The organism is Paenibacillus sp. FSL H3-0302 (assembly GCF_037982245.1).
Classification (GTDB): Bacteria; Bacillota; Bacilli; order Paenibacillales; family Paenibacillaceae; genus Paenibacillus_AQ; species Paenibacillus_AQ odorifer.
In genome coordinates this window covers 6,064,989-6,082,911 of record NZ_CP150284.1, presented here as the reverse complement: position 1 = coordinate 6,082,911, position 17,923 = coordinate 6,064,989, and the positions used below count along the sequence as shown (strand labels likewise).

The 17,923-nt window shown below is 46.3% G+C and carries 13 protein-coding genes and 1 riboswitch; of the genes, 9 read left to right on the top strand and 4 right to left on the bottom strand.

Annotation, left to right across the window (positions count from 1 at the left end; all coding sequences use genetic code 11):
- Window positions 1-32 precede the first annotated feature (32 nt).
- Window positions 33-404 carry a hypothetical protein gene (locus tag MHH50_RS27020; RefSeq protein WP_076303099.1) on the bottom strand — a complete coding sequence of 124 codons (372 nt, stop codon included), beginning with the start codon at window positions 402-404 and terminating at the stop codon, window positions 33-35.
- 774 nt (window positions 405-1,178) lie between these two features.
- Between MHH50_RS27020 and MHH50_RS27015 the strand changes: the two genes are divergently transcribed.
- The 5 genes from MHH50_RS27015 (at window position 1,179) to MHH50_RS26995 (ending at window position 8,790) form a co-directional block, all read left to right on the top strand.
- A complete protein-coding gene (locus MHH50_RS27015) occupies window positions 1,179-2,159 on the top strand; it encodes an ABC transporter permease subunit (protein ID WP_076100584.1) in 981 nt (326 codons plus the stop codon).
- Between the two features lie 65 nt (window positions 2,160-2,224).
- On the top strand, window positions 2,225-3,130 hold the full coding sequence (locus tag MHH50_RS27010; protein WP_076128700.1) for a carbohydrate ABC transporter permease: 906 nt from the start codon (window positions 2,225-2,227) through the stop codon (window positions 3,128-3,130).
- Between the two features lie 141 nt (window positions 3,131-3,271).
- A complete protein-coding gene (locus MHH50_RS27005) occupies window positions 3,272-5,029 on the top strand; it encodes an ABC transporter substrate-binding protein (protein WP_080742630.1) in 1,758 nt (585 codons plus the stop codon).
- A 115-nt stretch (window positions 5,030-5,144) separates the two neighbouring features.
- A complete protein-coding gene (locus tag MHH50_RS27000) occupies window positions 5,145-7,511 on the top strand; it encodes a glycoside hydrolase family 95 protein (RefSeq protein WP_076303098.1) in 2,367 nt (788 codons plus the stop codon).
- 139 nt (window positions 7,512-7,650) lie between these two features.
- Window positions 7,651-8,790 carry a transglutaminase domain-containing protein gene (locus tag MHH50_RS26995; RefSeq protein ID WP_076128696.1) on the top strand — a complete coding sequence of 380 codons (1,140 nt, stop codon included), beginning with the start codon at window positions 7,651-7,653 and terminating at the stop codon, window positions 8,788-8,790.
- Window positions 8,791-8,899: 109 nt separating this feature from the next.
- On the opposite strand, the gene MHH50_RS26990 is transcribed toward MHH50_RS26995, so the two are convergent.
- The gene (locus MHH50_RS26990; protein ID WP_076128694.1) at window positions 8,900-10,381 is read right to left on the bottom strand and encodes an amino acid permease; all 1,482 of its coding nucleotides are present in this window, start codon (window positions 10,379-10,381) and stop codon (window positions 8,900-8,902) included.
- A gap of 199 nt (window positions 10,382-10,580) precedes the next feature.
- A riboswitch (Lysine riboswitch) is annotated at window positions 10,581-10,785 on the bottom strand.
- Between the two features lie 101 nt (window positions 10,786-10,886).
- Window positions 10,887-12,023 carry a virulence factor gene (locus MHH50_RS26985; protein WP_076128692.1) on the bottom strand — a complete coding sequence of 379 codons (1,137 nt, stop codon included), beginning with the start codon at window positions 12,021-12,023 and terminating at the stop codon, window positions 10,887-10,889.
- A 223-nt stretch (window positions 12,024-12,246) separates the two neighbouring features.
- Between MHH50_RS26985 and MHH50_RS26980 the strand changes: the two genes are divergently transcribed.
- Window positions 12,247-13,212: an MBL fold metallo-hydrolase gene (locus MHH50_RS26980; protein ID WP_076280435.1), complete on the top strand. Its 966-nt coding sequence runs from the start codon at window positions 12,247-12,249 to the stop codon at window positions 13,210-13,212.
- A 155-nt stretch (window positions 13,213-13,367) separates the two neighbouring features.
- The gene (locus tag MHH50_RS26975; protein ID WP_036680232.1) at window positions 13,368-14,993 is read left to right on the top strand and encodes an ATP-binding cassette domain-containing protein; all 1,626 of its coding nucleotides are present in this window, start codon (window positions 13,368-13,370) and stop codon (window positions 14,991-14,993) included.
- Window positions 14,994-15,317: 324 nt separating this feature from the next.
- Here the strand turns inward: MHH50_RS26975 and MHH50_RS26970 are convergent, their stop codons facing one another.
- Window positions 15,318-15,503 carry a hypothetical protein gene (locus MHH50_RS26970; protein ID WP_036680230.1) on the bottom strand — a complete coding sequence of 62 codons (186 nt, stop codon included), beginning with the start codon at window positions 15,501-15,503 and terminating at the stop codon, window positions 15,318-15,320.
- 133 nt (window positions 15,504-15,636) lie between these two features.
- On the opposite strand from MHH50_RS26970, the gene MHH50_RS26965 reads away from it, so the two are divergent.
- Window positions 15,637-16,506, top strand: coding sequence for a cation diffusion facilitator family transporter (locus MHH50_RS26965; protein WP_076128688.1), 870 nt, complete (start codon window positions 15,637-15,639; stop codon window positions 16,504-16,506).
- 204 nt (window positions 16,507-16,710) lie between these two features.
- Window positions 16,711-17,790, top strand: coding sequence for an SH3 domain-containing C40 family peptidase (locus MHH50_RS26960; protein WP_076282662.1), 1,080 nt, complete (start codon window positions 16,711-16,713; stop codon window positions 17,788-17,790).
- Window positions 17,791-17,923 lie beyond the last annotated feature (133 nt).

The following is a 17,923-nucleotide window of genomic DNA, read 5'->3' as shown; positions in this document are numbered from 1 at the left end:
CTTTAGCTGTGGCTTTTTTTCTTACATTAAAGCTACTTCACTAATAATAAATCTAATCTTTGTTGCAATTCTTGATTTGCAGGGTCCTTTAGAAGGGCAAGAAGTAACTCTTGAATTTGATCCATCTCTTTATAAGGTTCATTTTGTACATATTTGTCATGTATTCTGGTTTCCAAGGTATATCCATAATCGAACCCTAATGTTGAATACGTCGAAAGGGCAGCAACTTTACTCGCTTGCTCTACAGCAAGAATGCTTGGTGTTGAGGATCGTTCTAATTCCACTCTTAGACCGTCGAGTTCTGATGTCAGATTCAGGTCCAGCCTATCCATTAATCTGTTATGACTTACGTTGTTATTGAATTGAAATAAATTTAGTGTCAATAATACTGCAGCAATAATCAATAATAATATCTTGATGTTTTTTTTTTTTTCATTGCTCTCCTATTACCCTCCTTTAGGAAAAGAAATTGCAGGTACAACAGATAATGTCGACTCGGCATGTGCGTATAAGGAATATGTATCTGAAATAGTTGAAGTACTGATGTATCAGGTAATATTTTCTAGCTAAGATGATATTAAAGTAATTAATTTTAATTGAACCATACAGAGGTTTTCGTTGAGGAGCAGGGCAGGGGTTACGGGTATACTTGTTACGCCTCATCTGAGAGCATATTATAGTTTTCATTCGCGGGTATGACGGACTCCAGAGTCGTTATTTGGGCTATTTCGAGTCCAATTTCGATTTATCGGACTCCATGTACGTTATTAGCTGCAAATGTTCTCCAAAAGGTGGTTTTTTAAGTGAATAAGGTCTTTATAGTCCGCCTAACCCAATAAGATGTGCAATTTGCTTAAATAGGGTCATTTCAGTCCGCGCCTTCGCTTCCGGCCACGTTCACTTATAGAACGTTAGCTCGGGGCGTTTTTTAATTATGGGATGAAGTATTAATTGTGTGAAATAGACAGGGGATTAAGTATCGTATCGATTTATGAAATCAAATAATTTCACTTGATTATATTTTCAGTAAATTCATGTTTGTTTTCAGTGTTTTCAACGATGTATCCGCTTTATTTGGGCTCTAAATCTCTAATTTTCACCTGATTTTAGGTCGAATTTATAGGGTACTGCAATCGCTTACAGAGATTTAGAATATAGACATAGAGAGGAGGGGCTTTATGAAAGCGGACACAGTAACTTCTCAAATCCCGCCGGATACCCGAACACGCAACAAAAAGCCTGCTTCAGGAGGACGGTTTTGGAGAAGCTTTAAGAATCAAAAGTACTTATGGATGATGTCGATACCTTTTGTGATCTGGGCATTCGTCTTCAGTTATCTCCCGTTATGGGGCTGGACGATGGCTTTTCAAAAGTACAAGCCCGCACGTGGCTTTTTTGAACAAGAATGGGTAGGTTTTGAACACTTTAAGACACTGTTCAGTGACTCGCAATTCCTTCTGGCGCTGCGTAATACGCTGGCGATGAGTGGAATGGGCTTAGTCGCAGGATTTATCTTTCCAATAACGTTTGCAATATTGCTCAATGAAGTGCGTCTTGGCTTCTTTAAAAGATTTGCTCAAACAGTCTCGTATTTGCCCCACTTTGTATCATGGGTGGTTGCAGCGGGGATTGTAACTAAAATGTTATCTGGTGAAAATGGTCTTGTAAACGATATCTTGTTAGGAATAGGATTCATAGACGCACCTATCCAGTTTATGGCCCAGGGCCATCTCTTCTGGGGAATCGTTACCTTATCGGATGTCTGGAAAGAGACCGGATGGAACGCCATCATCTACCTTGCAGCTATCGCAGGTATTGGGCCTGAATTGTACGAAGCGGCCCGGGTAGACGGTGCCAGCAGGCTTCGTCAGGTATGGCATATTACACTTCCGGGTATTCGCCCAACAATTACTGTACTACTCATTATGTCGGTGGGTAATTTGCTCAATATCGGCTTTGAGAAGCAATTCTTGCTCGGAAACAACCTCGTTACCGACTATTCTCAAGTGCTAGACTTGTATTCACTGAAATACGGACTGGGCATGGCGAGATATTCCTACGGTACTGCGATCAATATATTCAACTCAGTGATCAGTGTAATTCTACTGTTTACGATTAATGGAATCTTCAAACGTACAACAAAAGAGAGCCTTCTGTAGCACAGAAGGCCCTTCTACCCAATCGTGGCAGTAAATTGCCCTTTTCATGAAAGGAGAGCGTTACAGTGGGAAATTCAGCTATCACCGGAAAGTCATGGTCAGACCGGATCTTTGATTTCTTTGTATATTTTGTAGTACTGTTCGTGGTTGTAATCACGATTTATCCGTTTTTGAACGTGCTTGCCATCTCTCTGAATGATTCAGTGGACAGTGTGCGCGGTGGAGTGACCATCTATCCCCGGGATTTTACCTGGGACAATTACCTAAAGATCTTCACTTTCTCCGGATTAATCACCGGGTTTAAAATATCCGCTTTGCGGACAATTATCGGTACTTTGTTCGGACTGATCAGTGCCTCGATGCTGGCGTTTACGATCAGCCGCCCTGACTTTGCAGGTCGCAAGTTTGTCTCCACATTCTTGGCAATGACCATGTATATCTCAGGAGGAATGATTCCAATCTATATGCTGATCAAGGATCTGCATATGATGAACAGCTTTGCAGTCTATGTATTGCCTGGACTGGTTAGTGCCTTTAACGTCTTCGTTATCCGTTCCTTCATCGACGGCCTGCCGTATGCGCTGCAGGAATCGGCGAAGCTGGATGGAGCCAATGACTTTACTATCTACTTCCGCGTTATTCTGCCATTGATGAAGCCAGCGCTAGCAACGATCGCGCTGTTCCTAGCAGTAGGTCAATGGAATGCTTGGTTTGATACTTATCTGTACAATGGTTCAAGCCCTAACTTGACCACATTGCAATATGAATTGATGAAGGTTCTACAGACCACAACCAGTGGTAACGGAGGCGACTACCGCTCCAACATTGCTTCGCTGGCTTCCAATCAGGTCTCGCCGGAGTCGCTCAAAATGGCGATTACGATTGTCGTAACCGTACCGATCCTGTTGGTTTATCCGTTCATTCAGAAGTATTTTGTTAAAGGTATGACACTTGGTGCTGTGAAGAGCTAATCACAGTTTAACGGGGGAGCTTAGTCTCCCCTATGCTTAAAACCTATTGTGTATCCGTTTTCTTTTGGCAAGCTGGGTAAAGTATTAACAGGTCTTCACCTGTGATACGATAGATAAACAATTTTAAGGAGGGTTTATTTAATGGGAAGTAATAGAAAGATAAAAGCCAAAGCTACGGCATTAACGCTCACTTCTATTATGCTGCTCGGTGTGCTTGCAGGCTGCGGCGGTAACAATGGTAACAATGGTAATGCTGCAGCTGGAAATACAGGCGGCAACGCAACTAATGCTGGAAATGCGACCAATGCGGCTGAGGATATTTCCCCGCTCACGATGACCTTCTTCAGTGCAGACCCTAACCCGAACTGGACAGGTATGCAAGATGAAGTTGGTAAAGTGATTACGGAAAAAACGGGAGTAACCCTAAATGCTGAATATGCAGTTGGTGATCCTCAACAAAAAGTAGCCTTGATCGCAGCGAGCGGCGAATATCCGGATTTGATCAGTGCTAAGACTGATGTCAGCAAGCTGGTAGATGCAGGCGCAATGCTTGATCTAACAGACCTGATTGAAAAATATGCTCCGAATATCAAAAAAGTATTGGGCGAAGAAGGCATGAAACGTTCACGTTACAGTGACGATGATCATGCGATTTATGCCATCCCTACCTATGCAGGTGTGGACAACAAATATTTTGATGCTGGTGGCGGATTTGAACTACAGCACCGTGCTGTTAAAGAAGCTGGATATCCTGCAATCAAAACTGTTCAAGATTATGAGAACGTAATCAAGGCTTACCTGGAAAAACATCCTACGGATGAAAATGGTAACAAAAACATCGGCCTGACTCTGAATGCAGATGATTGGTACATGTACATTACAGTAACTAACCCAGCATTTATTACTACTGGTTCTCCTGACGATGGTGAATATGCGATTGATATCGACACCCAAGAAGTAACTTATCACTTCCGTCGTCCGGCTGAAAAAGAATATTTCCGCTGGCTCAACCACATGAACGATATCGGATTGCTTGATCCAGAAAGTTTCGTTCAAAAGTATGATCAGTACAAAGCTAAAATCGCTACCGGCCGCGTTATTGGTTTGATTGACCAAGACTGGGGTTATGGCGATGGAGAAAGAGCATTGAAAGCTGAAGGCAAGCTGGATCAAGGCTATGGACACTATCCTGTAACCTTGTCTGAGGAGTACAAAGAAACCTCCTTCTGGCCTACAGGCTTCATGGGTGGTAACGGAATTGGGATCAGCGTAGATGCTAAAGATCCAGTTCGTGCGATTAAATTCCTGGACTACCTAGCTTCCGACGAAGGTCAAGTATTGGTTAACTGGGGGATTGAAGGCAAACACTACAATGTTGTTGATGGCAAACGTGTCATTCCTGAAGATGTGAACGACCGTAAATATAATGACACTACCAACTTCCAAAAAGAAACTGGTTTGGGTAATGTCGGATCAAACTATGCATTGCTGAGCGCTCACTATGGCGACGGTGTATTGGATCCATCTGGTAACTACTACACAACTCGTTTCCCTGAGCAAGTAACCGTAGGTTACAATGCGGTTGAAAAAGAAACACTTGCTGCTTACAAAGCAACAACTTGGAAAGACCTCTTCCCAAGTGAAGATGAGTTCAAAGTTAAACCTTGGGGCGCAGCATGGAACATCACGATTCCTGGGGATAGCGAAATTGTCGTTCTTGACAACAAGCTGAAGGATATCAGTTGGAAACGGATCCCAGAAGCAATCTTGTCTAAACCAGCTGATTTCGATAAAGTTTGGGATGCTTACATGGCTGAGCTTGATAAAGCTGGTGTAACGAAAGCTGAAGATTTGCGTGAAGAGCTGGTTAAACAACGCGTGAAACTTTGGAATGATTAATTATTAAATTTCGTCTAATCCAATAAAAGCATGAAGATGGCGGGAAGTCCGAACGAAAGTCCGGGCCTCCCGCTGATTGCTTTTCACCGGTAATAACAGGACAGGAGGAATATACATGGGAGAGAGCAAGAACTCCGGACGGCATGAGTTATGGTACAAGCAGCCGGCGGCTGGATGGGAAGAGGCGCTGCCCGTAGGTAACGGCAGGCTGGGCGGCATGGTCTTTGGTGGAATCGAAGAAGAACGGATTCAATTAAATGAAGACACTCTATGGTCAGGTTTCCCGCGGGATAAAGCCAACTATGAGGCACTGCGGCATTTGGCTCCAGCTAAACAGCTAGTTGCAGAGGGGAAATACAAGGAAGCAGAAGCACTGGTGGACGCCAAAATGTTAGGCAGCCGGACGGAATCCTATCAACCGCTTGGAGATTTGCGATTGAAGTTTAATTTTGCAGGTCCTGTAGAGGATTACCGGAGAGAGCTTGATCTGGATCAGGCGTTGGCTACGGTAACCTATACTGCCGGTGGTGTAAGGATCGTACGTGAAGTATTGGCCAGCAGACCGGATGACATTATAGCTCTTCATATCCGTGCTGAGGGGGGGGAGGGCCAAGCTACTCTGCCAGATTTCTGGGCGGATCTGGCATCACCACATCCTTTCAACTCGGAGATTACTCCGGATGGCATGCTGATTATGACTGGCCGTGCCCCGTCGCATGTGGCTGATAACTACGTAGGGGATCACCCGCGTGCCGTATTATATGAAGAGGGGCTTGGCATAAGTTTTGCTGCGGTTATGGAGATCCAGACGGAAGGTGGGACTTGTGTAGCGGAGAACGGCTCGCTGTTGATTTCTGGCGCGCACTCCATTACCCTTCGTCTGGCTGCGGCAACCGATTATGCCGGGTATGACCGGATGCCGGGAAGCGGTGGCAAGCTGCCAGCGGAGTTGTGCCTAGTGCAGTTAGCTTCAGCCTCTAAAGGATACGCAGAGCTTAAGCAGCGCCACTTAGAGGATCATCAATCCTTGTTCCACCGTGTGGAGTTGACGCTTGCATCTGCTGCTTCCCGAGGAGAGCTTCCGACTGATGAGCGCCTGGTACAATACCGCGAAGGACAGGCAGATCCTGAACTGGAAGCGTTGCTGTTCCAGTATGGCCGCTACCTGATGATTGCTGGCTCACGGCCGGGGACGCAAGCTCTGAATCTGCAGGGCATTTGGAATCCCTATATTCAGCCACCATGGAACAGCAATTATACGACAAATATAAACACCGAAATGAATTATTGGCCAGCCGAGTTATGCGGATTGGGTGAATGCCATGAACCTTTAATAGATTTTATCACGGAGCTTAGCGTGGCTGGCAGCCGTACAGCGAGTATTCATTATGCCGCACGTGGCTGGACAGTACACCATAATACCGATTTGTGGCGGATGACTTCTCCATCAGACGGTAAGGCGATGTGGGCTTTTTGGCCGATGGGCGGGGTATGGCTCTCTCGCCATCTATGGGAGCGTTACGCTTTTCGTCCAGATGAGGACTATTTGCGCACAGCTTATCCCATATTAAAGGGAGCCGCATTGTTTTGTCTGGATTGGCTAGTAGAGCTGCCTGATGGAAGATGGACCACAGGTCTGTCTACCTCGCCAGAGAATGTATTTCTGACTGCTGACGGCACACCATGCAGTGTCTCGGCTGGCTCAGCTATGGATTTATCGCTTATCGCTGAGTTGTTCAAGCACTGCATTCAGGCTGCTGATATTTTAAATACCGATGTAGAGCTGCGTCAGGAGCTTATGCAGAAACAGCTTGCCCACCAAGGGATCGCACCGGACGGAACTGTCCGCGAATGGAATGAGGATTTTGCTGAACAAGAGCCTGGGCATCGTCATGTTTCTCATTTGTATGACCTGTATCCTGGGAACGTAATTAGCCCTTCCTCCACACCAGAGCTAGCGGAGGCGGCAGCCTTAACACTGAAGAAACGCATAGAACACGGAGGTGGCCATACAGGCTGGAGCGCAGCATGGTTGCTTAATCTTTATGCGCGTCTGAAGGATGGCGAGAGTGCGGTTAGCTGTCTACGTCGCATTTTGCAAGATTCCAGTTTGCCGAACCTGTTCGGAAATCATCCTCCGTTTCAGATTGATGGAAACTTCGGCACTACAGCCGGAATAGCAGAAATGCTTTTGCAGAGTCATCAGGAGGGTCTGGAACTATTACCTGCTCTTCCAGAGGAATGGTCTGAAGGCAGCGTGAAAGGGTTGGTGGCACGTGGTGGCTTTGTCATGACTATAGAATGGAGCGGGGGCTGTTTAACTAGGGCAGAGGTTACCTCGACTCATGGCCGATCCTGCAGATTTGTTCAACACCAGCCTTTGCTCATTCAAAAACCGGATGGTACACAGGTTGAAGGAGCGGGGCTGGAATTTGAAACAGTAATAGGAGATACCTATATCATTACACCCCTAAAGAAATAATTCATATTGATCTGGCTTAGAGGCTGTTCTCAGAGTAGAATTATTCTACAGAGAACAGTCTTTTTTTGCCCAAGTCTTCATTATCTATTAAATGGAGGGTTTTGAATAAGTCTGTAGGAGCCGGAGGATCAGAATAATTATGTGGAAAAAACGCTTCACGTTGGCAAAAGTCATTCTTGGAGGAGTGATTATTTGCGCAGCCATTCCCCCGACATTGTATTGGACCTGGGGGCATGCTTATGCGGCCACGACTTCACCGACCGTTCGTTCTGTGAGTGAAATTGCCCAGAAGCTAACCGGTGCGATGAATAATCGTAGAGAGACTATCACTTTTACTTATGAGGGGAAAACCTCGAATTTAAAAACACAGATACAAACGGGTCTAGATCAAGCGATGAATAGCGATCCCTATTTGTATTACATCATAGATAGCTACGGATACACTTATCGAGGGAGCAAAAGTTCTGTAAAGGTTACGGTAGAAGTGAAATACTTGGAAACGCTGGAGCAGACCGCTTTTGTGAACAAAGAAGTAAAGGCAACGCTCAAGAAGATCATTACACCGGGCATGAATAATCATCAGAAGGTTAAGGCTATCCACGACTGGGTGGTGCTGCGTCTGAAGTATGATACCTCTTATCGTAAATATACGGCTTATGAAGGCCTGAAGAGTGGCAGTGCCGTTTGCCAAGGGTATTCGCTGTTGACCTATAAGCTGCTCAAGGAAGCGGGATTCAGTAATAAAATCGTCGAGGGCACTGCAAAACAGCCGGGAGGACGCAGCCAGTCTCATGCTTGGAATCTAGTGCTGCTCGAAGGGAGATGGTATCATCTCGACACAACTTGGGATGACCCGACACCTGATAAAGCCGGCGTGGTAAGCACCGCGTATTACTTGAAGACGGATGCACAAATGCGTCAGGACCATAGCTGGACGAAGTCTTATCCGGCAGCTTCGGTTGCCTATTATAAGACCTTGTCAGCACTTGTAGAGCGTGGAGGACAGAACGCCGGGGTGTATAAGCAGCTTCAGAAGGACCTTAATTATGAGCTGTATGCCGAGGAACGGATTGTACGTTCAGCAGCAGATTTAATTCAGCTGGCGAATAAGGCTGTCGCTTCAGGAGAGGGATCTTTATTATTCCGTTATCACGGTAGTGGAACCCAGCTGAAGAATGATCTACAGGAGTTATATAAACTTGGACTAGAGGAAGTGTCTTATTCTAGCACTTCTTTTGATAATACGGGTGATCTAAAAGTGTATGTGACTTGGGAATAGGCAAAGGGCTAAGTAAAATCAGGAGTTGAATATACTAGATTGATTTATATAAAAAGGGATATCCCGCAGCCTTTCAGGCTTCTGGATATCCCTTTTTTGCGGAGTCTATTTATTCTGGGTGAGTACTAAGATCGCATTTTTCCAAAGGAATAATATTACTCTTGCGGAAGAAGCGATAGCCGGCCCAAATCAAGACGAATAATGGCAGGCTGATATAGGAAACGGCAATACCGTACCAGTCGATGTTTCCACCTGAGAAGGCACCCATATTCTGGCCAAGGATGGCTACCGTACAAAGTACTAAGGCAAATATAGGCCCAAACGGGAACCATCTAGCCCGGTAAGGCAGCTCATCAAGGGAATGACCTTGAGCTATAAAGGCGCGTCTGAAACGATAATGGCAGACAGCGATGCCGAGCCAGTTAATAAATCCACACATACCGGAAGCATTAAGCAACCAGTTGTATACAGCACCATCACCAAAGAATGATGCTAAAAAGGCTAACATACCAACGGCTGTGGTCACGAGCAAAGCACCAACAGGAACACCGCGGCGATTAAGCTTGCCTAGAGCACGTGGAGCCATTCCATCCTTAGCCATAGCGTACAGGACGCGGGTGGAGGCGTACATTCCCGAGTTCCCGGCTGACAATACGGAGCTGAGAATGACAGCATTCATGACGGATGCGGCAATAGCAAGTCCTGCTTTATTAAATACGATCGTAAACGGACTGACTCCGATATCATCAATACCACCGCGCAGCAGATCTGGATTCGTGTAAGGAATCAGCATTCCGATTACTAGTATAGCGAGGATATAAAAGATTAATATACGCCAGAAGACTTGGCGAATAGCAATAGGTACGTTACGGCGAGGGTTCTCACTCTCACCTGCTGCAACACCGATTAGCTCGGTGCCTTGGAAGGAGAATCCCGCAGCCATAAAGACACCGACGAAAGCGAAGAAGCCACCGTGGAACGAGCTGCCCCCGATCTGGAAATTGCTGAAGCCTACGGCTTTTCCGCCCATGATTCCGAAAATCATCAAAACTCCGACAATAAGGAAGGCGATAACAGTAATAATTTTGATAATGGCAAACCAATATTCTGATTCTCCGTATCCACGAGCAGATAGGAAATTAAGACCGAACATCAGCAGCAGGAACACGAGACTCCAGAGAAAGGAGGGACTGTCCGGGAACCAATATTTAATAATGACGGTGGCGGCAGACAATTCTGCTGCAATCGTAACCGCCCAGTTATACCAGAAGTTCCAGCCGATGGCGAACCCAAAAGCGGGGCTGACGAAACGCGTGCCGTAAGTGCTGAATGAGCCCGAATCCGGCAAATAGGTAGCGAGCTCTCCCAGACTGGTCATGAGGAAATAAACCATAACACCAACAGCCGTATAGGCTAGAAGTGCTCCACCGGGTCCGGCTGAAGCGATAGCGCCACCACTGGCCAGGAAGAGTCCAGTACCAATAGATCCTCCAAGCGCAATCATGGTCAAATGCCTTGCTTTAAATGATTTTTTTAGCTCAGGCGGGTTACCTACGTTGCCTTGTGCTAGATTTTGCTGCTTGCCCTGCATGATTTGACACTCCTTATGATCTAATCTTTCAATTCATGAACGGGGAGTGCTGAGCTGCTTCCTCCCGCAGAGCGGGAGAGTGTATTTGGTGGTCTCCATAAGGTTATGGACAAACACTAAATATACAAATTCTGTAAACGCAAAGAAACCGCAGACTATATCTGCGGTTTCCATCTATACAGCTCCGCATCATACTCCCTGTGAAGATAGCGCAACACATTATGACCTGCTGCTATGCAGGTTATACAATGTGACAGTTCCGTGCCTTTCGGCAACGGCCCCAGCCTGCACCGCTGTAAGAGCGACAGTGCAGACTTCGGCAGATATTCCTTTCGACGCGATTCATAGACGGCTCTAACGTCTCCACGCGCGTACTCTTTATATCCGCGACCTCTACCTCATCTTAGTATGACGAGGCTATCTTTACTTCATTCATTTATAAACAACAGGAATTAGTATAAAGCAAGTTCGCAAGTCAAGCAATGACAAAATCCGGTAGGGAATGTTAGCTGCGACGACGCTCTGACATTTGCTGCCAAACGGTACCCGCCGCTGCTTCACCGGAAGCGATACGTTCCAAAGCCATTTTGGCCTGAAGTCCAACCTCGAATTCCGGATCTTCCGCCGCAACTGACAGCGCTTCTTGGGCATCGGATGTGCCCACCTCATAGAGGAAACGAGCTGCGCGCCAGCGGACAAGCTTGCTCTTATCTGTCAGTGCCGCCGTCATCACTGGCGTGGCGGCAGGATCGCCGATGTCGGACAGCGTATCGCCTGCCGTACGTCTCACGGCTGGCGCGCTGTCTGCCATCGCCTCATAGAGCAGCTCCATCGCTTCAGGCGTGCGAAGGTCGCCTAGATACACGACCGCAAGCCTGCGAATATGCAGCTTGGGATCGTGCAGCGCCGCCTTAAGCTCCGGCAGGAGCTCCGCCGTCGGCGTAAGATCCTCCAGCGCGGCGTAGCGCACGCGCCAATCCTCATGCTTCAGGTCTCGCAGCAGCTCATCCTGACTGCGGGTTCGTCTCTGCTCGACGAACTCGCCTTCGGCGCCGTGCGCAATGGCTTGCTGCACGAGAGAGTCGAGGCGTTCCTGCGGATACGCCGCTTCGACCTCTTGCTCCACCTCGCGTGCAATCTCCGCGGGCTCGCCATAACGCACGCCGTAATCAGTGAGCTTACGCTCTTTAATCATCACGGCGCTAGCCACATCCATAACCGCCTTCGTGAAGCGGTTTGCTAAGGAGATGCGCTCTTCATTCGCGCCGGTCTTAACGCGGATCTGCAGCGGAATTCCGCGGAACATCTGGACGAAGACTTGAGCTTCGCCGAAATGAGCGCCAGCGTTCTCATCGGCAAGATTCCAATCGTCATTTAAGCCTTCGCTGTTGCCGAAGCGGTTCTGGACTTCTCTTAGAATCGCTGCCCAATCCGCATTGCCCTTGCGTTCGAGCGCTGCAAAGTCAGCAGCGTGATAGATGCTAATAACGCCCGGTATCGTTAACATTTCGCGTGCCCAGGCCGGTGCGGAACGTTCACTTTCTGGTGTATAGGTTCTGCGAATTCCAGGTTCCAGACTTTCGTCCAAATGAAGCTTCATCGTATTTGGACTTGGAGTCGGTTCAATAAAAGTAATCTTCATACGTAGCTCCCCCTTGAACGGTATATGCACCGCCATACTTTATACACATATTATCTCATTTCTGGCGTGAAACACAAAAGGGTACTTAGATATTTTGCGGAAAAAGGGCGCACCATTACCAAGTAACTTGTATATTTTGCAAAATACTCTGCCGTTCAATATAGTTGTATTATATTCGCTAAAGTAAAGCATGCTCTGCAAACTTCTAAAGATGAGGTGCTCTATGGCTAAATTTCGCTACAATAACCTCGACAATGTGAGTACCGATAAAACACTTAAAGAGTTTCGTAAGTGGCGGGAGGAACGTCGACGGAAGAAAAAAGATTATTCATATGTAGTGCCAAGTACGCCGCCGAGGTTAGCTTATCTGGCGGAGAATCGCCTGGAGACCACCATTACGTGGATTGGGCATTCAACGTTTTTCCTTCAATATGAAGGGATGAATATCATTACTGATCCAATCTGGGCGAGAAGACTAGGCTTTGAGAAAAGATTGGGGCAACCCGGGATTCCGCTCAGCGAAGTGCCTCCCATTGACCTGATTCTGATCTCGCACTCTCATTATGACCACTTGCATATGGCTTCTATCCGTAAATTATATAGAGCAGGGACAACCCTTGTTGTTCCTATAGGCTTGAAACGAAAGATGCTCCGCAAAGGATTTCGCAACTGCATAGAAATGGAATGGTGGCAGGAAAATACGCTAGGTAAAATTAAGCTTACCTTTGTGCCGACTCAGCACTGGACGCGGAGAACACCTTGGGACACGAATACTTCTCATTGGGGAGGATACATTCTGCAGCCGATCGAATCGGATAGCGACAAGCTGCCCCCTAACCTGTATTTCGCAGGAGATAGCGGTTATTTTCCGGGTTTTAAGGAGATTGGGAGCCGCTATAAGCTTCATGTTGCACTCATGCCGATTGGAGCTTATGAACCGGAGTGGTTCATGACCTCGCAGCATGTAACCCCTGAAGAGGCTATACAAGCATTTGTAGATGTTGGAGCGGAGACCATGATTCCGATGCATTACGGCACCTATAGACTTGCTGATGATACGGCCCGGGAAGCGCTGGATCGGATGGAAAGTGCCCGGCTTAAACAGGGTATTTCTGAAGAACGAATCCGTACGCTCAGCTATGGCGAAACGCTTATTATACAACCCAAGAATCGCATAACTGGACAATAATTGAAAAAATTCCTCCTAACTGGCGACCTCTGTACAGCAGCTGGAATAACTTTAGTATTGGAGAGAACAGCTGAAAAGGCTATTTTACGGGCTTTTTGCTCTCTATTTATGCTATAATGAGCCGAAACCCTAAGTGAAAAGGATGGTAATGCGTAATGATTAGCACAAGCGGCGTAACACTCCGCTACGGAAAACGCGCTCTCTTTGAAGATGTAAACATAAAATTCACCCCTGGTAACTGCTACGGTTTGATTGGTGCCAATGGTGCCGGTAAATCAACCTTTCTGAAAATTCTGTCTGGTGAGATCGAAGCAAATACCGGTGAGGTACATGTTACACCGGGCGAACGTCTCGCAGTACTCAAACAGAACCATTTTGAGTATGATGAATTCCCAGTACTTGAGACCGTAATTATGGGTCATACACGTCTTTATGAAATTATGAAAGAAAAGGACGCGCTTTATGCGAAGTCCGATTTCACAGAAGCGGATGGCCTGCGTGCAGGGGAGCTTGAAGGTGAGTTCGCTGAGCTTAACGGCTGGGATGCTGAGCCAGATGCAGCTGCCATGCTGATTGGTCTCGGAATTATGCGTGAACTGCATGACAAAAAAATGGCCGAACTGAGCGGCAATGAAAAGGTACGGGTACTCTTGGCGCAAGCCTTGTTTGGCCGTCCAAATAACCTGCTGCTAGATGAGCCTACCAACCACTTGGATCTCGAATCTATTGGCTGGTTAGAGAACTTCCTCATGGACTATGAAGGTACTGTTATCGTCGTATCCCATGACCGTCACTTCCTGAATAAAGTATGTACGCATATTGCGGATATTGATTTTGGCAAAATCCAGATGTACGTCGGCAACTACGACTTCTGGTATGAGTCCAGTCAGCTTGCGCAAGCTTTGCAGCGTGATTCGAACAAGAAGAAGGAAGATAAAATCAAGGAATTGCAGGCATTTATCCAGCGTTTCTCGGCCAATGCTTCCAAGTCTAAACAAGCGACATCACGTAAGAAGCAACTTGAGAAAATTACACTGGACGACATTCGTCCGTCCAACCGTAAATATCCGTTCCTTAACTTCAAACCAGAACGTGAAGCGGGTAAACAATTGCTGACAGTCAGCGGATTGTCCAAAGCGGTTGAAGGTGAAAAGCTTCTTGATGAAATTAGCTTTGTAGTAAATAAAGGGGATAAGATTGCGTTTGTAGGCCCTTACTCCCAGCCTAAATCACTGCTGTTTGATGTGATCATGGGTGAGCAAGAAGCGGATGCGGGCGAATATACATGGGGAGTAACTACAACTCAAGCGTATTTCCCGAAAGACAACTCCAGCTATTTCGATGGTGTGGAAATGAATCTTGTAGAATGGCTACGCCAGTATTCTAAAGATCAGGACGAAACTTTCCTGCGTGGATTCTTGGGACGTATGTTGTTCGCCGGAGAAGAAGCACTGAAGAAAGCAAGTGTGCTGTCCGGGGGCGAGAAGGTTCGCTGTATGCTGGCCAAAATGATGCTCAACGGCGCGAACGTGCTTGTGTTCGATGAACCAACCAATCACTTGGATCTGGAATCCATCACGGCACTGAATAACGGGCTGATCGATTTCGATGGCACGATTCTATTCACTTCCCATGACCATCAGTTCATCCAAACCATTGCTAACCGCATCATCGAGATTACACCTACAGGTGTAATTGATCGCTCCATGAGCTACGATGAATATTTGGAGAATCCAGAAATTAAGGAAATGCGCCAGCGCATGTATCCTGTAGAAGTATAATATTTAATTTCCGCTATGCGGAAGGAATCCATGAAGCAGCTACACTAATCCTTTTAGGATCAGGGTAGCTGTCTTTATAATTTCAATTTTGAAAAGTTATTAACAAGTAGAATTCTACGGGGTGTATGCGGGGTTTCCAAGACAGGAGTCTTTAGCCCTTGAGGTTTCCCAAAGCGCATGTTTTCAGCTGGCTAATCGTACATTAAAGAAAAGCAGTTATGAATTTGAAGAGTTCTAATCCATCCTATCAGGCAGGACGAACGTATAAACGGCTGCGTTTCCCCGAGGGATTCGCAGCCGTTTATGTTTAAGTATAAGTAAATACTAAGATCCGCCAGTACGACGGCGTTGGTTGTTAGGCTTTTTGTTATTTTGGCTTTTTAGCGGTTTGGCGGAACCGGCCTGAAATGTGGATCCAGGCTTGGAGGAAGATTGTTGCTTCTTCTGTTCCAGTTTTTTACGGATAGCTTCCGCTAAGTTGATTTTTCCTTTATCGTTGCTTTCGCTCATTATGATAACCTCCTTCGAAGCAAGTCCTTACACTTTATTCTAATTGTTTTTAAATGCTGCCACAAGGGCAAGAATAATTGAAAGAATTCTTTTCCGTATTTTAAATAATCGGGGAAAAGAGGGGGAGCCAAGAATGACTGATATTTACGAAGATATACGTAAAGGTGAACGAGGAGCTTGGGTGAGCATAGCGGCTTACCTCATCCTATCATCATTCAAGCTGGTTTGTGGTTATTTATTTGCATCTAGCGCACTCGTTGCGGACGGGGTCAACAATTTAACAGATATCGTAGCATCCATAGCTGTACTGGTGGGGTTACGGATTTCGCGGAAGCCACCTGACTCTGACCACGCTTATGGGCACTTCCGGGCAGAGACCGTAGCGGCGTTGTTGGCTTCTTTTATCATGGCGGTAGTGGGCCTTCAAGTGATTGTGGAGGCGGTGCGTTCCTTTTTCGATCGTACAAAAGAAACGCCGCAGCTCTGGTCGGCAGGGGTGGCTATTGTATGTGCAGTAGCTATGATGGGGGTATACATATATAACAAAAGACTGGCCAAACAAATTAACAGTGGGGCACTTATGGCAGCGGCTAAGGATAATTTTTCTGATGCAATGGTCAGTGTTGGAGCCGCAGTTGGGATTGTGGGTGCACAGTTTGGTTTGCCATGGATTGATTCCGCAGCAGCTGTTCTTGTCGGACTCATTATCTCCAAGACCGCTTGGGATATTTTTCGTGATTCGACCTATCGGCTTACCGATGGCTTTGATCAAGATAAATTGATGGATCTACGCAGTACGATTGCTCGAACGCCGGGAGTAGAAGAGATTAAAGATGTGAAGGCACGGGTTCATGGTAATCATGTGCATGTGGATGTTGTAGTGGAAGTGGATGCGAATATTTCTGTGACGGAAGGTCATGAAATAAGTGATTCCATCGAAGAAAGAATGAGCAAAATGCATAATATTATGAATGTGCAGGTGCACGTGGAACCTAAAAAATAAATCGCGAAATGCTATATTAAGGAAAAATAACACATATTCAAGGAGAAATCGAGACTTTAGACCTGTGTGTTACCATAAAGTGGCATGATTATATGTGAAATTTGGAGCATGTTCCAAATCCCGGGCAAGCCTATAATGAGGGCATAAAGGAATAATGTAGTACAATCCTTTATTGAAATCTCATCATGGAATTTGGGGGAACGTATGATCAAATCACATAAGCAAATTACAGCATCTTTGTTAGTATCTGCTGCAATTGTTGCAGGTTTAGGAGTATCTGCTCCTGGACAAGCAGCGGCAGCCTCAAGTTCATCTAATTCAGTTACAGCAGCTTCAGCCGTTCAAACAGGTGTGATCGAGGCTAGTGTTCGCCTTCGCAGCACCCCTTCTACTGACGGAGAAATAGTGAAGTACTTGCAAAAGGGAGATCAAGTGCAGATCCTTTCGCAGCCTAACAGCTATTGGTATCAAGTAAAAACGGCTGATGGTTCAGTGGGTTATACAAGTGCAGGAGATAAATATATCAGTGTATCCTCTGCTTCAGTAACGACACCATCGGCACAAACTGGCACCATTAAGTATGGTGTGAATCTTCGAGTTTCACCTTCAACAAGCGGGAAAATAATGAAGCTTTTGAATAAGGGAGAAAAAGTAGAAGTTCTGGCGCAGCCTAACAGTTACTGGTATCAAGTTAAAGCGGCGGATGGTAGCATCGGATATATAAGTTCAAGTGAACAATATAGTACACTTTCAGGAAACGGTGGGGGATCTGGAACGGTAACACCAACGCCTACACCAACGCCTACACCTACACCCAAACCACCTGTAACAACACCGGGGGCTTCAGCCCAAATCGAACGGGTGATTGCTGCAGGTATGGGATATCTAGGAACGCCTTATGAGTATGGCTCCAGCAGAAATGATACAAGCACCTTTGATTGCTCGGACTTCATCCGGCAAATTTTTATGGATGCAGCCAATCTCAAACTGCCGGCGGATTCCCGTCAACAGGGAGATTGGGTGAAGTCGAATAGTACGGTGGTTACGTCTATTTCCAATTTGAAGCGCGGCGACTTAATGTTCTTTATGGATTATAAGGGGAATTCTGCTTCTGCTTATGAGGGAATCGACAAATCTACGGCTAGAATATCGCATGTTGCAATGTATCTAGGAGATGGACAAGTTCTACAAACTTATTCCGTAGCTTCAGGCGGGGTAAGGGTAGATAAATTAAGCGCTTCTTGGATGAATCGTTTTCTCTACGGAGGTTCGGTCATTCGCTAAATATATGAAAATGCAGGAAGCGACAGCATCGCATGTTTGTGACGGGTGAACGATGGCGGGCGTACGCGCAAGAGGGCTATCCTTTTAGTAGAATTCTCTACTGAAGGGGTAGCTCTTCCTGTTTATCTGTTCA